Raw genomic sequence first — 17,773 nt, forward strand, 5'->3', positions numbered from 1 at the left:
AAAGCCGCACCCTAGGTGGTGGTGATTGCCGCTGACGTGGCCACCATCGCCGCAACCGCTGCCGCCTCCTCAACTACGGCCTTGACCGCAGAGGAGGCGGTTTTGTCATACTCGACCTCTTTTTTGATTTCCTGAATGCGTGCCCGCATCTCCCGGCGCTTCATTCCCTCCGCATCGTTTTTCAGCAGGGTATAGGCACCGCTGACCTCGCGGAGAATATCGAGAATAATGACGTCATTGACCGTGGCTGGGTGCTGCGCCTCCAGGACTGCAACCAACCGCTCGCGCAGTTCCTTTTCTAGCTCCAGGTCCGTCATGATGTAGCGGTCGCCGCTTATCTGCCACCACTTGGCCTTTTCCACATCGAGCAGTCCATTCGCGTGGAAATCCAAAGCGATGATTTCCCGCGGGGTAAACCACGAAGCCTCCAAGAGGCTCTGCATGCTGGTGGCCTTGTGTTGCTGCAGCTCCTCCCAAGCCCAAGCCAACACGGGGTGCTCCGGGCGCTGTGGAGTAGTCTCCACCCTTTTCTTCTCACCGAGCTCTACGTGCCCGCCCAGCAGCAGGTCTGCGAGTACGGTGGCGCGCAGCGCGGCCTCATTATTGGACACCCAGTCTTCCTTCTTGCCGTTGTCTTTGGTCAGTAGAAGGAACATTTCTTGGCAGATGAGCATTGGGGCCTCCTCAAAAGTAGCGGTCTATGGCCGAGTCTAGCGCCAATAATCTTCGTTTCGGCGGGGTAGAGGGACTAAAGTAGTCCGCGATGAAAAAGAATCCGGCTTCACCAAGGCGCGCGGCGTCGGCAATCGCTGCGGTACTGAGCACCGCCAGCCTTGCCTTCCTTAGCGCCTGCGCGGCCAACCCCGGCCCACCACCGGTGGTGGAGGATAATGCCTCCGCGCTGCAAGAAGATCAGACTACCACCACGGCTACCCCGGAAGAAGAGCAGCCGGAGGATGCCGACTCCGCCAAGCGCCCCACCATCTCGGTGGGCGTGGACCCCCTTCGCGCGGGATTGAACCCGCACCTAGTGGCCAATAACTCCGAGCTGGTCGACCAGATTGCAGAACTGGTGCTGCCCTCGGCGTTCCACCACGGGCAAAGGGACGCCGATATCCTCGAATCCGCCTCTGAGGTCACCGCTCCAAAGGGCGTGGCGCAACGGGTGCGTTACGTCATTGCCTCGCCCGCACAATGGTCCGATGGCACACCCATTTCTGGCGCGGACTTTAGCTACCTGTGGAAGCAGATGACCACTACCGCCGGTGTGCGCGATCCCGCCGGCTACCACGCCATATCGGCCGTCAATACCTCCGATGGCGGCCGCGTAGTCACCGTGGACTTTTCCCAGAAGGTGAAAGATTGGCACCTGCTTTTCCATAACCTACTGCCTTCCCACCTGCTGCAGGACGATAACTTTGGCTCTGCCTTAGCCGATAAGATTCCAGCATCGGCCGGGCGCTTCCTCGTCGATAGCGTGGATCGCGGCCGCGGAGTCATTACCTTGAACCGGAACGACCGCTTCTGGGGCGCTAATCCGGCGCAGGTGGACGTCATTCAGCTGCGCGAAGTGCGCGATAGCACCCAGGCGCTCAATATGCTGCGCTCCGGGCAGATTGGTTTCGCGGACTTTACCCCGGATCAAACCTCCCAGGAGGCACTGGGCCTTTTAGGGCATGTTTCCGATAAAGCCCTGACCCGCCCGCGCCAACTGCGCCTGCACATGTCCACCGCGGATGGAGCACTAGAAGAAAGGGCAGCACGCCGCGGATTGGCCTCGCTGATTGACACGGACCAGGTCGCGCGTTTGGCCACCGGCCGCGCTTCCAACCTTGAGCCGGGGAATAACCCTATAAGTAAGGACGCGGATCTCACTGCGCTGCGCACCCGCGCTAGTAAAGAGCCGATTCGCTTTGCGGTAGACCCCACCAGCCCCACGGCCTTGGCCGCAGCCACTACGCTCTACGACATCCTCGAAGCCCACGGTATCGACGCCGAAGTGGTCTCCGAGCGCCTGACCACCATCACCTCCAAGCTCTTGCCAGAAGGGGAGGTGGATGCCGTGGTGACTTGGGAGGATATCTCCCTGAACTCGGTGGCCGCAGCAAATATCTTCAGCTGTGATGACAAGCAGCCGCTCGCCGGCGATCTGTCCGGAATCTGCCCGGAGAACGCGGATGAGATTCGCGAGGAGATTTTGTCCGGCGCCATGAGCCCGAAGGCAGCCCTCGGCCGCATTCGCGACGTGAACTCTAAGGAGGCCCTCTACGTGCCTTTGGTGGATGAGACGCGTATCCACGCGCTCGGGGAGGGTATTGTAGGCCCCGGCCAAAGCATTGATGATTGGGACGAGGGTCTTATCACCGCGCCCCGCTGGAGGATAGATGAAGACTAAGGACTTAACCGGCTATCGCGTGGTGGCAGTGCACGCCCACCCGGATGATGAAACCCTCTTTATGGGTGGCACCCTGGCAACTCTAGCCGCACGCGGCGCCGAAGTCACCGTCATCACGCTCACTTTGGGCGAGGACGGCGAGGTCATTGGTGAGCCTTACCAGGGTCTGGCCGATCATGATCAGCTCGGTGGTTTCCGCGCCCGCGAATTGGCCAATGCCCTCGATGCCCTAGGCGTCAAGGGAGTTCAATTGGGCGCTTTCGGGCATTTCCGCGACTCCGGTATGGCGGGCTCTCCCTCGCACGAAAACCCGTGTGCACTGGTCAATCGCATCCAGGAGGCGGCCGATTTCCTGAGCGACGAGCTCGAGGCGATTCACCCCCACGCCATCTTGACCTACGGACCCGATGGCGGCTACGGGCACCCCGACCACATTGCGGTGCATAAGGCGGTGATGAAGGCGGCGTCGCCAAGCACGCGCATTTGGTACGGCATTTTTGAACGCGCCGCTAACTATGCCGGCCTAGACACCCTCGATGCGCCGGCAGGGTGGACCAAGCCCAGCCAGGAGTACCTAGACAATTTCACCAACGAGGGCGCGGATGTCACCGTCGCTCTTTCCGACGCCGCCCTTGACGCCAAGCGCAGCGCCATGCGCGCCCACGCCTCCCAAATCTGGGTGGCCGATGGCTCCACCACCCGCACCAACCCCGAGGCCGCCGTGGCCGCGCTCCATGAACCCGAGCACGTGCCCGGGGCCTATGGTCTATCCAACCTGCTGGTCATGCCGTTGCTGCGCGCCGAGTACTTCCAGCTGGGCCAGGGCGAGCCGGCCGATGACCTGCTGGGTGGCCTGTAATGCGCACGGATTATAGCCGCGGCGAGCAGGTCACCGGCCTAGTGTGGCTGGCCATCGGCGCCTTACTCTCGGTCTTCCTCGAGGTCATCTACCTTACTGCGCGCATTCCGCTATCTAACGGCGCGAGCGTGGCTTTTCCCATCACCATCCTGCTTGCGTGGTGGTTTAACTCCGTGCTCACCCGCACCGCCCGGCTATGGAGCCCCGCACCGATGGTCGGCGCCATCCCGCTCATCGTCTGGTGCCTGGGCTTTTTTGCCTTCATGCTCCTCGTACCGATGACAGGAGACATGCTCTTGGCCAATAATATTCTCAGCCTGTTCCTGCTTTTGGCCGGGATAGGCGGGGGCGTTTGGCCATTTTTCAAGCAGAAGTGACATACTGTTAAACATCCCAAATCCGTGACATCAGGAAGTTTCAAGGAATCTCCATGACTTATACGATCGCACAGCCTTGCGTTGACATAATGGACCGCGGCTGCGTTGAGGAATGCCCTGTTGACTGCATCTACGAGGGCAAGCGCATGCTCTACATCCACCCAGATGAGTGCGTGGACTGCGGTGCCTGCGAGCCGGCTTGCCCGGTTGAGGCCATCTTCTACGAGGATGACGTTCCCGATGAGTGGCTGGACTACAACGACGCCAACGCGGCCTTCTTCGATGACCTAGGCTCCCCGGGCGGCGCGGCGGCCCTTGGGCCACAGGACTTTGACGTCCCGATGATTGCCGCGCTTCCGCCACAGAATCAGGAGTAAGACATGGCACGCACACCGCTAGGAAAGACGCTTCCAGACTTCCCCTGGGATTCGCTGGCCGGCGCCAAGAAGAAGGCCCAGGCCCACCCGGGTGGAATCGTTGACCTCTCGGTGGGCAACCCCGTTGACCCTGTATCCCCGGGCGTGCAGCTTGCGTTGACCGCAGCCGCGCAGGACCCTGGTTACCCGCAGACCGCCGGCACCCCGGAACTGCGCGAGGCTATCGCCGCCGCGCTCACTCGCCGCTATAACATGCAGGTGGACCGCGTACTGCCGGTGGTCGGCACCAAAGAGGCCATCGCCTGGCTGCCCACGCTTCTGGGAATGCGCGGCGAGACCGTCGCCTTCCCCTCGGTGGCCTATCCCACCTACGAGGTGGGCGCCCTGCTCGCCGGCGCCACGCCGCTGCGCGCGGATTCCGATTTCCAAGACGCCTCCCTGGTCTTTTTGAATTCGCCGTCCAATCCCACCGGCCGTGTGCTCGGCGTGGAGGAGCTGCGCCGCATCGTGGCGTGGGCGCGCGAGACCGGCGCCATCATCGCCTCCGATGAGTGCTATATGAGCTTGGGATGGAATGACGATAACCCGCCGGTATCCATCCTTGATCCGCGCGTGACCGATGGCGATAACACCGGGCTTATCGCCATGCATTCGCTGTCCAAGACCGCGAATATGGCCTCTTACCGCGCCGGCTTCTTCGCGGGTGATAATGACCTCATTGCTGAGCTGCTCCAACTGCGCAAGCACGCCGGCCTCATTGTTCCAGGTCCCATCCAGGCCGCCATGGTCGCCGCGCTAAACGACGACGACACCGAAGCCCTCCAGCGCAACCGCTACGCTTCCCGCCGTGCGGTGCTCATGCACGCGCTTGTCGACGCCGGCTTTACCATCGACCACTCCGATGCCGGCCTGTACCTGTGGGCCACCCGGGGCGAGAACTGCCGCGAGACCATCGACTGGCTTGCAGAGCGTGGCATCCTCGCGGCCCCCGGTGACTTCTACGGTCCGGCCGGCGAGAAGCATGTGCGCATCGGCCTCAATGGCACCGATGAGCGCATCGATGCCGCCGTGGACCGCCTCGCCGGTGCCTAATTCCGGGAGGCCTCCCGCCCGCGCGGGCATTTCCCCGCGCAAAACGGTTCTGCGCGGCCGCGTGCCAGAGGAAGGGGAGTACTTCGCCGCCCGTGCCGGCGACTCTCCCTTTTCGCCCGGCACCGCGCTGCCGCCCGGCGCCGCACTCCCGCACCCCGTGCCCGCCTGGTACCACCCTGCGGTGCCGCCGGAGCGCCCGATTCCTTTCGACTACTCCGTGGTCCACGCCGACCGCGACTTCATCGTGGCCGATAAGCCGCACTTCCTGCCCACGACCACCAACGGCCGCCTCCAGCGCGAAACGCTGCAAACCCGCCTGCGCGTAGATTTTGGCGAAGACGGCATCGTACCTCTGCACCGCCTGGATCGCCTGACCGCTGGCCTCGTCATCTGCTCCCGCAATCCCGAAACCCGCGCCGCCTACCAGCGCATCTTCCTGGAGGGGAGTGCGGTGAAGAGGTATCGGGGCGTCGTCAAGCGGCCGCTTTATGTGGACCGGGAAATTGCCCTGCGTATGCGCAAGCCCCGCGGCTCGCGCCAAGTGCTCGTCGTCCCTGACGGCACGCCCACCTCCACGTTTGTGCGCGCCGCCGGCCGGGAGGTGACCATGTGGCCGCGGACCGGCCATACCCACCAACTGCGAGTGCTGCTCAATTACCTCGGCCACCCGCTGCTCGGCGATGATACCTATCCCACCCCGCGTGAGCTTGACCTCTATGACTTCCGAACCCCGCTCGCCCTGCTCCACGAGGCTATAACTTTTATAGATCCTCTATCACATTCCGAGAGTCAATTTTTCAGTTCCCAGGCCTTAAGAACTACAATCGAGTAGTTATTTAATCACTGGCTAGAAAGGCGGCCCATGGCAGACCTCAGCGTCGCGCGCTTTGTGTCCAATTTTGGGCAGTTTCTCAAATTCGGCATCGTTGGCGGTTCGGGAACCCTAGTGAACTTGGTTGCCTCAGTCATCGCCAAAAAATGCGGCTGGGCGTTCTTCGAAGCGATGCCCAATGACCCGCTGGTCAACCTCTTCGGAACCCAATTTCACCTGCGCTGGTTCATGCTGTATTCCACTATCGCTTTCTTGGTCGCGAATACGTGGAACTACCAACTCAACCGCATGTGGACTTTCAAATCCGTAACTAAGGTTTCCTGGCTGCGCGGCTTCTTCCCGTTCCTACTTACCGGACTCGGGGCATTCCTCGTTTCCATTGCTATCCAGCACTTTTTAATGAATCCCACCTCTCCGCTGCATCTGCCGGCCGATATTCTGGATGATTCCAGCGGCCTGCGCACTATGTATTACTGGGCAAATGCGATTTCTATCATCGTGGCGATGCCTATCAACTTCGTTATTAACAAGTTGTGGACCTTCCGCTCCAAGCCTAAGCCCCCGCAGGTTGTCGACCACGCAGAGCCCGCCTAGCGCTGCTGCCTACGCGGTCGCGGCGCTCCATGGCCCGAGCCCCGCCGCCCTTCGCGCTCACCCGCGTGAGGCGGCGGGGATATTTTTGGCAGTCGGTGAGCGGCAAGGGAGGCGTCGGCAAGCAAAGCGCCCTTCCCGCTCACTGGAAGAAGCGGTGGAGGCAGAAATCTGGTTCCCGGTGGGCGCGAAGGGAAAGACTTAGCCCTTGACGCTCACCGGGAAGACAAAACGAGTAATCCCGCCCTCTGCGGTGAGCGCGAAGGGCGGGGTGAGGGCCGAGAGGTTAGTCTTCGAGCTCGGCATCCAGGCGAGCCTGGTCGCGGCGGTGCTGGCGGCGACGGATGAAGGGGGTGAGGATAAGCACGGCGATGGCGCCGACGGCAGTGCCGAGGAGGTAAGAGGCGGGGTTGTGGCCGTCGGCAGGCGCGTAGGCGTTATAGGCAATGCCGACGAACATGGCGATGAGCGGGATGAAGTAGACGGCCATTGCGGTCCAATTTCGGCCCACCGGTGGGGTGGCGACGCGTTGACGCATCCACGCGGTGCCGATCGTGTTGCCCAGGATGGACGGTACGAGCGCGAGGAAGCACAGCATGCTCATTCGGCCGGGGAGGACCCAGGCGAGGATTGCGGCGACGACGAGCTCGAGGAATGGGATGAGAGTGATGGCAATTGCGCTGGCTTTGTAGAGCGTCTCGCGTTCGAATTCATCGCGAGTGGCGCGTTCAATTTCAGTTTGGGTGTAGTTGGCGATGGCGTTAATCATGTTGTTCGGCTCCAAAGATTTCTTCGACGGATTTACCTAGTTCGTGGCAAATGTCCAGCGCGAGGTGCACGGAAGGGGAGTAATTGCCCCGTTCGATATTGGCAATGGTCTGGCGGGAGACGCCGGCTTTTTCAGCGAGTTCGGCTTGTGATAATTCGAGCCAGCGGCGCCACTTGCGGACCATGTTGGGATGGTCGGCCATCTGGTCTCCTTTACTGTATGTCATTCTTGCATGTCCAAGTGTAAAGAATAATTGTCAATTCGGCAAGGGTTGTACGCATAGGTGCCATGTCCAGTAGGGCTGAGTTGCTGAGTACGGAAGCTCAGGGTTGCGCCCTTTTAGCACGTCAAGAGTGGCTTTGATAAGCAGGATGGCTTCGCTGAGGTGGTAGTTGATGTCGTCGGCAGTAAAGCGTAAGACCGTATACCCGTGGGCGACGGCCGCGTTTTGTTTGGAGCGGTCAGCTTGAAAGGCCACGCTGTGTTTGTGGTATTCCCAGCCATCGACCTCCACCAGGAGCCTTCCAATCCTGAGATCAAAGCGGTACCCAGCAATGAGAGCATTGTGTTCTGGGAAAATTCCTACAGTGCGCAGCTTTCTGCTTAAAGTGCGCTCCGGCGGGCTATCCGCTCCAATCGCAGCGTGCCGAATCGTCTCCTTTAGAGAATTCGGGACGCGTCGCATTCGCCGACGGTCCGTTTCTAGACGGCCGGGTCCGTGCTTTCCCCGGTAATGTTCTTCCAAAAGAGGCCTGCACGCACGCGAAATCCTACGCGCGGCCCACAAGGGTTGCACCACCGGAAGGCCGTTGACCTTGTGCCTGGCTTGAAGTCGCGAGTGTGAAACGCGAAAATTCTTGCCCTTCAAGGTGCGCGGTCCCTCCGCTTCCAGAGGAAAAGTCAGCTGCCGGCCGAGGTAAATCTCCTGCGCCGTCTTTCCCGTGAAATGGATGCGGCTGAGCCCATGCGCCAGCGCTCGCGCCACCGCCCAGGGCGTCCATTCATCGGTATAAATCCCCCGATGCACGCGAAAGAGTTTCCCCTCGCGTACCTTGCGACGAATCGCATCCTTGCTCAAACCTTGCCCGCGTAGTTCCGCGGTAGTCCATTCCCCCATGGGGCTTAACCTAAGCGGTCGTGTTGGGCTGAAGCTATGCGCGTCGCGGCATCCTGTGGATAACCCGGGGCTCGGGGGCAATCTTCCGCTGCGTGGTCTGGACGGCTGTGGATAACTGCCCTTCGCGCTCACCGGCGGCCCCGGGCGGTCCCGATTTGTGGTCCCCGTGAGCGCGGCGGGAGGGTCGTGGGCAGAGCTCGCCCTTGGCGCTCACCAGGTGATGAAAAAGAGAGACCCCGCCTCGTGCCGGTGAGCGCGAAGGGCGGGGAGTGGCCAAAGGCGGGGGTGTGCAAGGGCGGGGCGTGGCCGAGGGTGGAGGGAAGGGGCGAGGTGAGCCCCCTGGGGTAGGGGGCTAGGTGAGAGGCAGCGTCGAGGTCGGGTTGATGCCGCGAACCTTGGAATTGATGACGCCGGCGAGAGCGAGCACCGCGAACATGGCCGCGGCGGAGAGGAGTTGGGTGCGGGCGGTGGCGTCGGTAAGCATGAGCACCGCGATGGCCGCAAAGACGGCGAGGGCGAACCAAGTGAGGTAGGGGAAGGCCCACATGCGGATGGGCAGCGGGTGGAGGGCCTCGAGCTGGCGGCGCAGGCGCAGCTGGCTGACAGCGATGAAGACCCAGACGATGAGCAGGGAGGCGCCGGCGGCGTTGAGCATGAAGGTAAGAAGCCAACCGGTATCGGCGTAGTTGAGCACGACCATGACGGCCGAGAGGAGGACGGACAGGCCGATGGCGGTGGTGGGAACGCCGTCCTTATTGGTGGTGGTGAAGATGCGCGGGGCCTCGCCGCGGGAGGCTAGGGAGTGCATCATGCGGGAGGAGGCGTAGATCTGCGAGTTGAAGGCGGAGAGTAGCGCGAGCACGATGACGACTTCCATGATACCGGCCGCGCCCGGGATGCCGGCACGTTCGAGAACCATGGTGAAGGGCGATTCCGCGGCCGTGGAGGCACCGCCCAGGATGGAATAGGGCAGGAGGAACGTGATGACGAGGACGGAGCCCAAGTAGAACACAGAAATGCGCAGGATGGTCGAGCGCACGGCATTGACCAGGGACTTCTCTGGGTCCTCGGATTCGGCAGAAGCGATGGCGACCACCTCGATGCCGCCGAAGGCGAAGGCTACTGCGAGCAGGCCGGCCGCGACGCCGCCGAGGCCATTGGGCATGAAGCCGTCCTCTAGAAAGACGGAGGTGCCGATGAAGGAATGGCCGGGCAGGAGGCCTAGGATGAGCAGCGCGCCGATAATGAGAAAGGCCACGATTACGATGACCTTGATGAGGGCGAACCAATACTCGAATTCGCCGAAGCTGCGCACGCGCAGCAGATTGATGATGCCGAAGAGGACCACGCAGACGGCGGCGGGGATCCACGGCGAGACGTTGAACCAAGAGCCAATGAAGCCGGCCGCGCCGGTGATTTCGGCGCCAAGGACGGCGACGGTGGCTAGCCAATAAATCCAGCCCTGGGTAAAGCCCGCCCAGCGGCCGATGCCGTGTTCGGCGTATTCGGAAAAGGAGCCGGAGGCGGGGATAACGGTGCCCATCTCGCCCAGCATCTGCATCACCAAAATGGCCAGAAAGCCAGCGATGACGTAGGCGAGGAGCACGGCGGGGCCGGCGGCGGAAATGCCGACGCCGGTGCCCAAGAAAAGTCCGGCACCGATGGTGGAGCCTAGCCCCATCATCGTCAGGTGGCGGACCTTCAGACCAGAACCGAGGGTGGAGGAGTTATCAGTCACCCCTCCATCTTATTTTGCCCGATTGGTCTATAGGAATCGGGGGTATTAATTCTTGTGCAGCTCGTCGTTAAGCGCGACGGCCTCGGACTTCCACTCCACGGCCTCAACCGCACCGGAGACGGAGTTGCGGCGCAGCAGCATGCCGGAGGCGCCGGAGAGCTGGGAGCCCTTGACGTTCTCGCCATTGCCGACGCCGAGTGCTTCCGCGACCTTGCCAAAGACGGTTACCTTGGTGCCGGCGGTGACGTAGAGGCCGGCTTCGACCACGGCGTCGTCGCCAAGCGAAATGCCGATGCCGGAGTTGGCGCCGAGGAGGCAGCGCTCGCCGATGGAGATGATCTCCTTGCCGCCGCCGGATAGGGTGCCCATGATGGACGCGCCGCCGCCGATATCGGAGCCATCGCCCACGACGACGCCTGCGGAGATGCGGCCCTCCACCATGGAGGCGCCCAAAGTGCCGGCGTTGAAGTTGACGAAGCCCTCGTGCATGACGGTGGTGCCCTCAGCCAAGTGGGCGCCTAGGCGTACGCGGTCTGCGTCACCAATGCGGACGCCGGAAGGAACAACGTAGTCCACCATGCGCGGGAACTTATCCACGGAGTAAACAACGACCGGGCCACGGGAAGCTAGGCGGCCGCGCACCATCTGGAAATCGGACACGGCGCACGGACCGTAGTTGGTCCAGACCACGTTATTGAGGTGGCCGAAGATACCATCCATATTCAGGCCGTGTGGCTTGACCGCGCGGTGGGACAGGAGGTGCAGGCGCAGGTAAGCATCGTAGGTATCGACGGGGGCGTCATCCAGATCCTTGATGGAGGTCTCAACGGCAACGCGGGCCACGCCGCGCTCCTCGTCCGGGCCTGCCAGCGCGGAGAACTGCTGGGGGACCTCCTCCAAGCGCTTGGTTTCGGTGGTCTCTACGTTCTTATCGGTGTAGACGGCCGGGAACCATACGTCCAAGACGGTGCCGTCATGGGTAATGGTTGCTAGGCCGCGTGCGGATGCAGAAGTCATGCCCGCTAGCTTAGCAACTATTTCTGCGCCCCCGCGCGCTGGCCGGTGGGAAGCACAAAGGACAAGATGACGAGCACCGCAGCCAGGATGAGAACCGAGATGACCTGGTTGCGCGCGGCCGGATCAAAGAGCATCAGCAGGGTTAGCCCGCCCAGGGCGGCGGCCGTGATCCAGGGCAGCCAGGGGAAGCCGGGCACGTGGATTTCCGTCAGCTCGCCGTTCTTGCGCAGCACGGGGTGCAGCTTAATAAAGGAAGCCACGATGAAGGACCAGATGACCAGCAGGCACCCGCCAACGGCGTTGAAGAGGAATGCCAGGAGTCCCGGCGGGTTCCAGAACTGTAGACCCACCGAAGCGAAGGCGAAGACCATGGACAAGATGACTGCGTTGATGGGGGAGCCGGCGCGATTTTGTTTGAGGAAAAACCCCGGGGCGCAGTGGTCCTTGGCCATATCAAAGACCAGGCGGGAGGTGGCGTAAATCTGCGCGTTGAAGGCGGAGAGCAGGGCGAGGGCGATAATGGCCTCCATGAAGCCTGCCGCGAAGGGAATCTTGGCGGCCGCGAGCACTAGGGTGAAGGGGGAATCGGCCGCGACATCGGCGTCCTGGATGGAGCTAAACGGCAGCGCCATGGTGATCACCACGATAGAGCCGATGTAGAAAATCATGATGCGCACGATGATGGCGCGCACCGCGGTGGCGACGTTATGCGCCGGATCCTCGGACTCGGCGGCCGCGATGGTCACCAGCTCGATGCCGCCGAAGGCAAAGGCGACGGCCAGCAATCCGGCGGCGAAGCCCGGCATGCCATTAGGCAGGAAATTATCGGTGAAATTGGTACCGGCCAAGGAGACATCCATGCCCGGCAGGATGCCCAGCGCCATGAGTGCGCCGATGACTAGGAAGGCGACGATGACTCCGACCTTGATGATGGCGAACCAGAACTCGAACTCACCAAAACCGCCCACGGCCGCGAAGTTGACCACCGCGAAGAAGGCCACGGCAATAAGCGCTGGAATCCACGGGGCAATATCGAACCAGTTGGAAATGATGGCGGCCGCGCCGGTGATTTCGGCGCCCATGACCATGATCAGCATGAACCAGTAAATCCACCCCATGGTAAAGCGCGCCCAGTGACCGAAGGCCTGGCCGGCGTAGGTGGAAAATGACCCCAAAGAGGGGCGGGCGGCTGCCATTTCACCCAGCATCCACATCACCAGTGCGATGAGCGCGCCGGCTACGGCATAGGAGATGAGGACGGAGGTGCCGGAAATCTGGATGCCGAGGCCCACGCCGAGGAAGAGGCCTGCGCCCACGGCGGAGCCAAGGCCCATCATCGTGAGATGACGGGATTTCAATTGAGTGGCTTCGGCCATTGTTATCACCTTAGGGAGGACGAATTATTTGCAGTGAAGTGAACTTTACACAATGCGGTGAGCTGCGCGGAGCGCTAGCATGGCAATTTGTGACTTTAGATCTATATGCAGACCCCATCGAACTAACCAAGGCGCTCGTGGATATTCCGAGCCCCTCCCACCATGAGGAGGCCATCGCAGACGCCATCGAAGAAGCGCTGCGCGGATTGGACGTCGAGGTTGCCCGCTACGGCAATACCGTGTGCGCCCGGACGAATCGCGGGCTCGATTCCCGCGTAGTACTCGCCGGCCACATTGATACCGTTCCGTTGGCAGAAAATGTACCGCATCACATGGAAACCTCTGAAGACGGGGTAGAGATTATGTGGGGCTGCGGCACCGTGGATATGAAGTCTGGCATGGCCGTCTACCTCAATGCCTTTGCCCAGCTGCACGAAGCGGATGAGCTAAAGCATGACCTCACCGTCATCGCTTATGAGGGCGAAGAAGTAGCCACTGAATTTAATGGCCTGGGCCACCTGCAAAAGGACCACCCGGAGTGGCTCGAGGGCGATTTCGCGCTGCTGGGCGAGCCCTCCGGCGCCATGGTGGAGGCCGGTTGCCAGGGCTCCATCCGCCTGCGCGTTACCGCCCACGGCACCCGCGCACACTCGGCCCGCGCCTGGCTCGGTTCCAACGCAGCGCACAAGCTCGCGCCCATCATGAGCCGTATCGCCGGCTATGAGTCCCGCGATGTCACCATCGATGGCTGCACCTACCGCGAGGGCCTCAACATCGTCCACCTCGAGTCCGGCGTGGCCACCAATACGCTGCCGGATGAGGCGTGGATGTTTGTAAACTTCCGCTTCGCGCCGGACCGCACGAGCGACGAGGCGCTGGAGTATATGAAGTCCATCATCGGTGAGGAAGAAGACGTCACCATCGAGATCGACGACATCGCACCGGCCGCCCAGCCCGGTTTGGGCCAGCCAGCGGCCAAGGCTCTTATCGACGCCGTCGGGGGCAACGTCCGCGCCAAGTACGGCTGGACCGACGTCGCCCGCTTCTCCGAAATGGGCACCCCGGCAGTAAACTTCGGCGCTGGTGACCCTGGGTTTGCGCATAAGAAGGACGAACAGGTCCCCACCGCGCAGATCACCGAAGTATCCACCGCCCTCCTGAACTACCTGAAGGGATAGACCATGACCCCTGAGCAGATGCGTACCCTGCGCGGCCCGATGTTGCTGCGTACCGAAGGCGAGCAGGCCTCCACCTTTGATCAGCGGCTCTTGGAGTCCGGCGCGGACCATGAGTGGCAGCATGCTGATCCGTGGCGCGTCCTGCGCATCCAAGGCGAGTTCGTCGCCGGCTTCGATGCGCTTTCCAAGCTGCCGAAGGCCGTCACCGTCTTCGGCTCCGCGCGCACCACGCCCGAGGATGCGAGCTACCAGCTGGGCGTCGAGGTCGGCCGCAAGCTGGCCGAGCACTCCTATGCCGTCATCACCGGCGGCGGCCCCGGCATCATGGAGGCGGCCAACCGCGGCGCCCATGAGGCCGGCGGGCTCTCCGTGGGCTTGGGCATCGAGCTTCCCCACGAGCAGGGGCTTAACGAGTATGTGGATCTGGGCCTGAATTTCCGCTACTTCTTTGCTCGCAAGACGATGTTCTTGAAGTACTCGCAGGCCTTCATTTGCCTACCTGGTGGCATGGGCACGATGGATGAGTTCTTCGAGGTCATGTGCATGGTGCAGACCGGCAAGGTGACCAATTACCCCATCGTGCTCATGGGTACCGAGTACTGGTCCGGCCTGCTGGAATGGATGGACAACACGCTCGCGGCCAGTGGCTATATCAACGAGGGTGACCGGGAGCTTTTCCTGCTTACCGACGACCCCGATGAGGCCCTCTCCCACATCATCCAGCGCCACCAAGTCATGAGCGATAAGCGCATCAGGGAGCCGCGTTGAGCCTCGCGCGTGTGATGGCGATTGTCAATCGCACCCCGGATTCCTTCTATGACAAGGGCGCAACCTTTGACCTTGACCCAGCGCTGCGCCGCTGCGATGAGGTGATTGCGGCCGGTGCGTCAATCGTCGATATTGGTGGCGTGAAGGCTGGCCCCGGCAAGGCCGTGGACGCGGCGGAGGAAATCGACCGCGTGGTGCCGATCATCGAGAAGGTGCACGAGCGCCACCCGGATGTGCTCATCTCCGTCGATACCTGGCGCAGCGAGGTGGCAGAGGCCGCCATCGCCGCCGGCGCCGGCCTGGTCAATGATAACTGGGCCGGTTGGGATCCCGAGCTCATCGAGGTCGCCGGCCACCACCGTGTGGGCTACGTGTGTTCGCACACCGGCGGCATCACCCCGCGCACCAGGCCGCATCGCGTCCACTTCGACGACGTGGTGGCCGATGTCATCGCGGAAACCACCCAATTGGCCGAGCGCGCCGCCTCCCTCGGCTGCCCGGAGGAACTGACCTTCATCGATCCGACGCATGACTTTGGCAAGAACACCTTTCACGGGCTCGAGCTCCTGCGGCGTATCGACGAGGTCGTGGCCACCGGCTGGCCGGTACTCATGGCGCTATCCAATAAGGACTTCGTGGGCGAGACGCTCGACCGCGGGGTAGGCGAGCGCGTGGCCGGCACCCTGGCCGCCACCGCGTGGTCCGCCGCCCGCGGCGTGGCCGCCTTTCGCGTGCACGAGGTGGCCGAGACCGCCGATGTCATCCGCATGACCGCCGCCATCCAAGGCGAGGCGGCCCCGCTAGCAACCACGCGAGGCCTTGCATGAGCGTCTCCGTAATCATTCCAGCGCTCAACGAGGAGGGCACCGTCGCAGACGTCGTGCGCGCCTGCCTGGCCGATGAACCGCTCGAGGTGCTCGTCATCGACGCCGACTCCACCGACGCCACCGCCTCCCGCGCTGCCGCTGCCGGAGCGGAGGTGCGCAATTGGCGCGATATCCTCCCAGAGAAACCGCGACCCGGTAAGGGCGAATCCCTCTGGCGCGGGGTTGCCGCGGCGAAGGGAGATATCGTCGTCTTTGTCGACGCCGACCTCGAATCCGCCGCGCCCGGCATGGTCTCGGCCTTGGCCGCGCCCTTCGCCGACCCCGCGGTGGAGATGGTCAAAGCCCGCTACCGCCGCAGCCTCAACGGCCAGCCCACCGGCGGCGGCCGCGTGACTGAACTGACTGCCAAGCCGCTCATCAAGCAGTTCTTTCCCGATCTCGCCCACATCGATCAGCCCCTCGGAGGCGAATACGCCCTGCGCCGCGCCACCGCCCTAGAACTGCCCTTCGTGGAGGGGTATGGGGTGGAAGCGGGGCTAATGGTGGACGTCGGCAAGCGGGGCACAGTAGCACAGGTGGACCTAGGCACGCGGGTACACCGCAACCGGCCGCTGCACGAGCTGGCGCCGATGGCCGAGGTAGTCGCGCGCACGCTGCTCGCCCGCGCCGGGGTCCTCACGCCCGTTGCTCAACGCCCGCCGCTAAAAGGTAAGGTTTAAGCCATGCTGTCTTGGATTATGCTCCTCCTCGTCCTGATCGCCCTGACCGTCATCGGCACCTGGGTTTGGGGCTCCATTTTTGGCCGCGGCGAGGTCATGTACCCGCTCGACGAGCCGCAGAAGGTGCGGGAAAATAACCGCGCTGCCCTCCGCGAAGGCCGCCTTGACCAGGTAAAATTTGAGGTTGTTCCCCGTGGATACCGCCAGGATCAGGTGGACGATCTTCTCGCGCAACTGGAGGAACAACTATCTTCCGCGCAGAAAAGGTCTAAGCTGGAAGGAAAAGAAGTTAACTAAAGGAGACTCACTATGGCAGCAATGAAGCCGCGCACCACGGGCGGAGAAATGGAAGCAGTAGAGGAGTCCCGCAAAATTGTGATGCGCATCCCCTCGGATGGTGGCGGACGCATCGTCATCGAGCTGAGCAAGGACGAAGCCGCCGAGCTCGGTTCTCTGTTGACCGAGGTTTCTAGCTAGTCTAAGTACATGCTTTCTCATATCGTCGACATCTTGGCCGATCCCAACGATGGCACCGCGCTTTCTGGTGCCGATGATTTCTCTCGACTCGTCTCGGAATCCGGCCACTCTTTTGATGTGGCCAAGCAGGGCTATGTCACCCTTGCCGCCGGCGCCGGGCTCAAGCACAAGGGCGATGACATGGATATGGTCAACGCCCGTGAGGCCTATCTGGCCATGGGCCACTTCGCGCCCTTCGTTGAGACGGTAACCGGGGCCGTCCAAGACGCACTGGATTCCGCCTCCTTGGCTGAGTCCAAGCCCGCCTCCCTCCTCGAGGTGGGCGCCGGCACCGGCTACTACCTGGCTCATACTCTGGACTCCATCGCGGAGGCCCGCGGCGTCGGCCTCGACATTTCCCCGCACGCCGCGAAACACTTGGCCAAGTGCCACCCGCGCGTCGGCGCCGTCGTGGCCGATGTATGGGAGCGCCTGCCCATCCGGGATGAGTCCGTCGACGCAATCTCCGTAGTCTTCGCCCCGCGCAATCCCGCCGAATTCCAACGCGTGCTCGCCCCGGGCGGCCAGGTCATCGTCTTGACGCCCGGCGCTGGACACCTGGATGAGCTGCGCGAGCCGCTCGGCATCCTCGGCGTGGAAGAAGGCAAGGTCGAGCGCATGTATGAGCAGGCCGAGGGCTTCCTCGAGCAGGCGGCCGACCCGGTCGATATCTCGTTCCCCATTGAGCTTGATAAGGCCTCCGTCGCCGCTCAGGTGGGCATGAGCCCGTCCGCGCGCCACATCAGCGCCGGCGAACTCGCCGAGCGCATGGCCGCGCTGCCCCCGACGCTCACGGTCACCGCCCGCGCCCGCTTGGATCGCCTCCGCGCCGTCTAGCTCCCAGCCGGCCACAGCCACCTCCACCGCCCTTCGCGCTCACCGGAAGCGCGTGGGGTGGTTCTTTTCGTCTCCCCAGTGAGCGCGAGGGGAGGTTTCGCCCTTGCCGCTCACCGGCACACGCTTTCCGACGTCCCAGCATCTTCCCGTGAGCGCGAGGGACGCGTGTGAGGGAGCGAGAGGAGACGCGGCCCAGCGGAGTGAGGCCGAAAAGCGCAATCCCGCCCTTGCCGCTCACTGAGGGGAGCGGAACCGCGGTGGGCGGCTGCGTCGGTGAGCGCGAAGGGCGGGGGTGGTGTTGGGGGGTGTCCCTATGTTTTTGTCAAGTGCCAGACCGATGTTGACGAGCACAGTCTTGGGAGTAGTTTCTTAGGCGTGCCTAGGAGCC

At 62.7% G+C, this 17,773-nt stretch carries 21 protein-coding genes; 14 read left to right on the forward strand and 7 right to left on the reverse strand.

Annotated features, from left to right (window positions below):
* Positions 1–11 precede the first annotated feature (11 nt).
* On the reverse strand, positions 12–674 hold the full coding sequence (locus tag BKN05_RS05850; protein WP_286688196.1) for a GOLPH3/VPS74 family protein: 663 nt from the start codon (positions 672–674) through the stop codon (positions 12–14).
* An 89-nt stretch (positions 675–763) separates the two neighbouring features.
* Here BKN05_RS05850 and BKN05_RS05855 point away from each other — a divergent pair, with 89 nt between their 5' ends.
* The 7 genes from BKN05_RS05855 to BKN05_RS05885 are packed head-to-tail and all read left to right on the forward strand — an operon-like array spanning position 764 to position 6,526.
* Positions 764–2,395, forward strand: coding sequence for an ABC transporter family substrate-binding protein (locus tag BKN05_RS05855; RefSeq protein ID WP_286688197.1), 1,632 nt, complete (start codon positions 764–766; stop codon positions 2,393–2,395).
* Positions 2,385–3,254 carry a PIG-L family deacetylase gene (locus BKN05_RS05860; RefSeq protein ID WP_286688198.1) on the forward strand — a complete coding sequence of 290 codons (870 nt, stop codon included), beginning with the start codon at positions 2,385–2,387 and terminating at the stop codon, positions 3,252–3,254. The genes BKN05_RS05855 and BKN05_RS05860 overlap by 11 nt, the downstream gene beginning before the upstream one ends.
* Entirely contained in the window at positions 3,254–3,631 is a 378-nt protein-coding gene (locus BKN05_RS05865; protein ID WP_284838991.1) for a hypothetical protein, read from the forward strand. Before BKN05_RS05860 ends, BKN05_RS05865 begins: the two co-directional genes overlap by 1 nt.
* 53 nt (positions 3,632–3,684) lie before the next feature.
* Positions 3,685–4,008 (forward strand): ferredoxin, encoded by a 324-nt coding sequence (gene fdxA, locus BKN05_RS05870; RefSeq protein WP_286688199.1) that lies wholly within the window; start codon positions 3,685–3,687, stop codon positions 4,006–4,008.
* A 3-nt stretch (positions 4,009–4,011) separates the two neighbouring features.
* Positions 4,012–5,100 carry a succinyldiaminopimelate transaminase gene (dapC, locus tag BKN05_RS05875; RefSeq protein WP_286688200.1) on the forward strand — a complete coding sequence of 363 codons (1,089 nt, stop codon included), beginning with the start codon at positions 4,012–4,014 and terminating at the stop codon, positions 5,098–5,100.
* The gene (locus BKN05_RS05880) at positions 5,057–5,932 is read left to right on the forward strand and encodes a pseudouridine synthase (protein WP_286688201.1); all 876 of its coding nucleotides are present in this window, start codon (positions 5,057–5,059) and stop codon (positions 5,930–5,932) included. The genes dapC and BKN05_RS05880 overlap by 44 nt, the downstream gene beginning before the upstream one ends.
* Positions 5,933–5,962: 30 nt before the next feature.
* Entirely contained in the window at positions 5,963–6,526 is a 564-nt protein-coding gene (locus BKN05_RS05885; RefSeq protein ID WP_198492831.1) for a GtrA family protein, read from the forward strand.
* Positions 6,527–6,809: 283 nt separating this feature from the next.
* Here the strand turns inward: BKN05_RS05885 and BKN05_RS05890 are convergent, their stop codons facing one another.
* The 6 genes from BKN05_RS05890 to BKN05_RS05915 form a co-directional block, all read right to left on the reverse strand.
* Complete coding sequence (locus tag BKN05_RS05890; protein ID WP_198492832.1) at positions 6,810–7,292, reverse strand: transcriptional regulator; 483 nt, start codon at positions 7,290–7,292, stop codon at positions 6,810–6,812.
* Positions 7,285–7,494, reverse strand: coding sequence for a helix-turn-helix transcriptional regulator (locus BKN05_RS05895; RefSeq protein WP_049377975.1), 210 nt, complete (start codon positions 7,492–7,494; stop codon positions 7,285–7,287). Before BKN05_RS05895 ends, BKN05_RS05890 begins: the two co-directional genes overlap by 8 nt.
* A gap of 54 nt (positions 7,495–7,548) precedes the next feature.
* Positions 7,549–8,409, reverse strand: coding sequence for a type IV toxin-antitoxin system AbiEi family antitoxin domain-containing protein (locus tag BKN05_RS05900; protein WP_286688202.1), 861 nt, complete (start codon positions 8,407–8,409; stop codon positions 7,549–7,551).
* 352 nt (positions 8,410–8,761) lie between these two features.
* Positions 8,762–10,093 carry an amino acid permease gene (locus BKN05_RS05905; RefSeq protein WP_232619544.1) on the reverse strand — a complete coding sequence of 444 codons (1,332 nt, stop codon included), beginning with the start codon at positions 10,091–10,093 and terminating at the stop codon, positions 8,762–8,764.
* Positions 10,094–10,192: 99 nt separating this feature from the next.
* Positions 10,193–11,164, reverse strand: coding sequence for a 2,3,4,5-tetrahydropyridine-2,6-dicarboxylate N-succinyltransferase (gene dapD, locus BKN05_RS05910; RefSeq protein ID WP_198492835.1), 972 nt, complete (start codon positions 11,162–11,164; stop codon positions 10,193–10,195).
* A 17-nt stretch (positions 11,165–11,181) separates the two neighbouring features.
* A complete protein-coding gene (locus tag BKN05_RS05915; RefSeq protein WP_198492836.1) occupies positions 11,182–12,540 on the reverse strand; it encodes an amino acid permease in 1,359 nt (452 codons plus the stop codon).
* A gap of 89 nt (positions 12,541–12,629) precedes the next feature.
* Between BKN05_RS05915 and dapE the strand changes: the two genes are divergently transcribed.
* Genes dapE through BKN05_RS05950 form a run of 7 tightly spaced genes read left to right on the forward strand, consistent with a single transcriptional unit; the run spans position 12,630 to position 17,385 of the window.
* Positions 12,630–13,718 carry a succinyl-diaminopimelate desuccinylase gene (gene dapE / locus BKN05_RS05920; RefSeq protein WP_198492837.1) on the forward strand — a complete coding sequence of 363 codons (1,089 nt, stop codon included), beginning with the start codon at positions 12,630–12,632 and terminating at the stop codon, positions 13,716–13,718.
* Positions 13,719–13,721: 3 nt separating this feature from the next.
* Positions 13,722–14,486, forward strand: a complete 765-nt coding sequence (locus tag BKN05_RS05925) for an LOG family protein (RefSeq protein ID WP_198492838.1) — start codon at positions 13,722–13,724, stop codon at positions 14,484–14,486.
* A 14-nt stretch (positions 14,487–14,500) separates the two neighbouring features.
* Positions 14,501–15,313: a dihydropteroate synthase gene (folP, locus tag BKN05_RS05930; RefSeq protein ID WP_286688204.1), complete on the forward strand. Its 813-nt coding sequence runs from the start codon at positions 14,501–14,503 to the stop codon at positions 15,311–15,313.
* Positions 15,310–16,032, forward strand: coding sequence for a glucosyl-3-phosphoglycerate synthase (locus tag BKN05_RS05935; RefSeq protein ID WP_198492839.1), 723 nt, complete (start codon positions 15,310–15,312; stop codon positions 16,030–16,032). Before folP ends, BKN05_RS05935 begins: the two co-directional genes overlap by 4 nt.
* A 3-nt stretch (positions 16,033–16,035) precedes the next feature.
* Positions 16,036–16,329, forward strand: a complete 294-nt coding sequence (locus BKN05_RS05940) for a DivIVA domain-containing protein (protein WP_198492840.1) — start codon at positions 16,036–16,038, stop codon at positions 16,327–16,329.
* A gap of 12 nt (positions 16,330–16,341) precedes the next feature.
* Complete coding sequence (locus tag BKN05_RS05945) at positions 16,342–16,509, forward strand: DUF3117 domain-containing protein (protein ID WP_005323535.1); 168 nt, start codon at positions 16,342–16,344, stop codon at positions 16,507–16,509.
* A gap of 9 nt (positions 16,510–16,518) precedes the next feature.
* A complete protein-coding gene (locus BKN05_RS05950) occupies positions 16,519–17,385 on the forward strand; it encodes a methyltransferase domain-containing protein (protein ID WP_286688203.1) in 867 nt (288 codons plus the stop codon).
* Positions 17,386–17,773: the final 388 nt, after the last annotated feature.

Origin of the sequence: Corynebacterium sp. S5S1, assembly GCF_001913985.1 — a bacterium.
In the GTDB taxonomy this organism is placed as follows: domain Bacteria; phylum Actinomycetota; class Actinomycetes; order Mycobacteriales; family Mycobacteriaceae; genus Corynebacterium; species Corynebacterium marquesiae.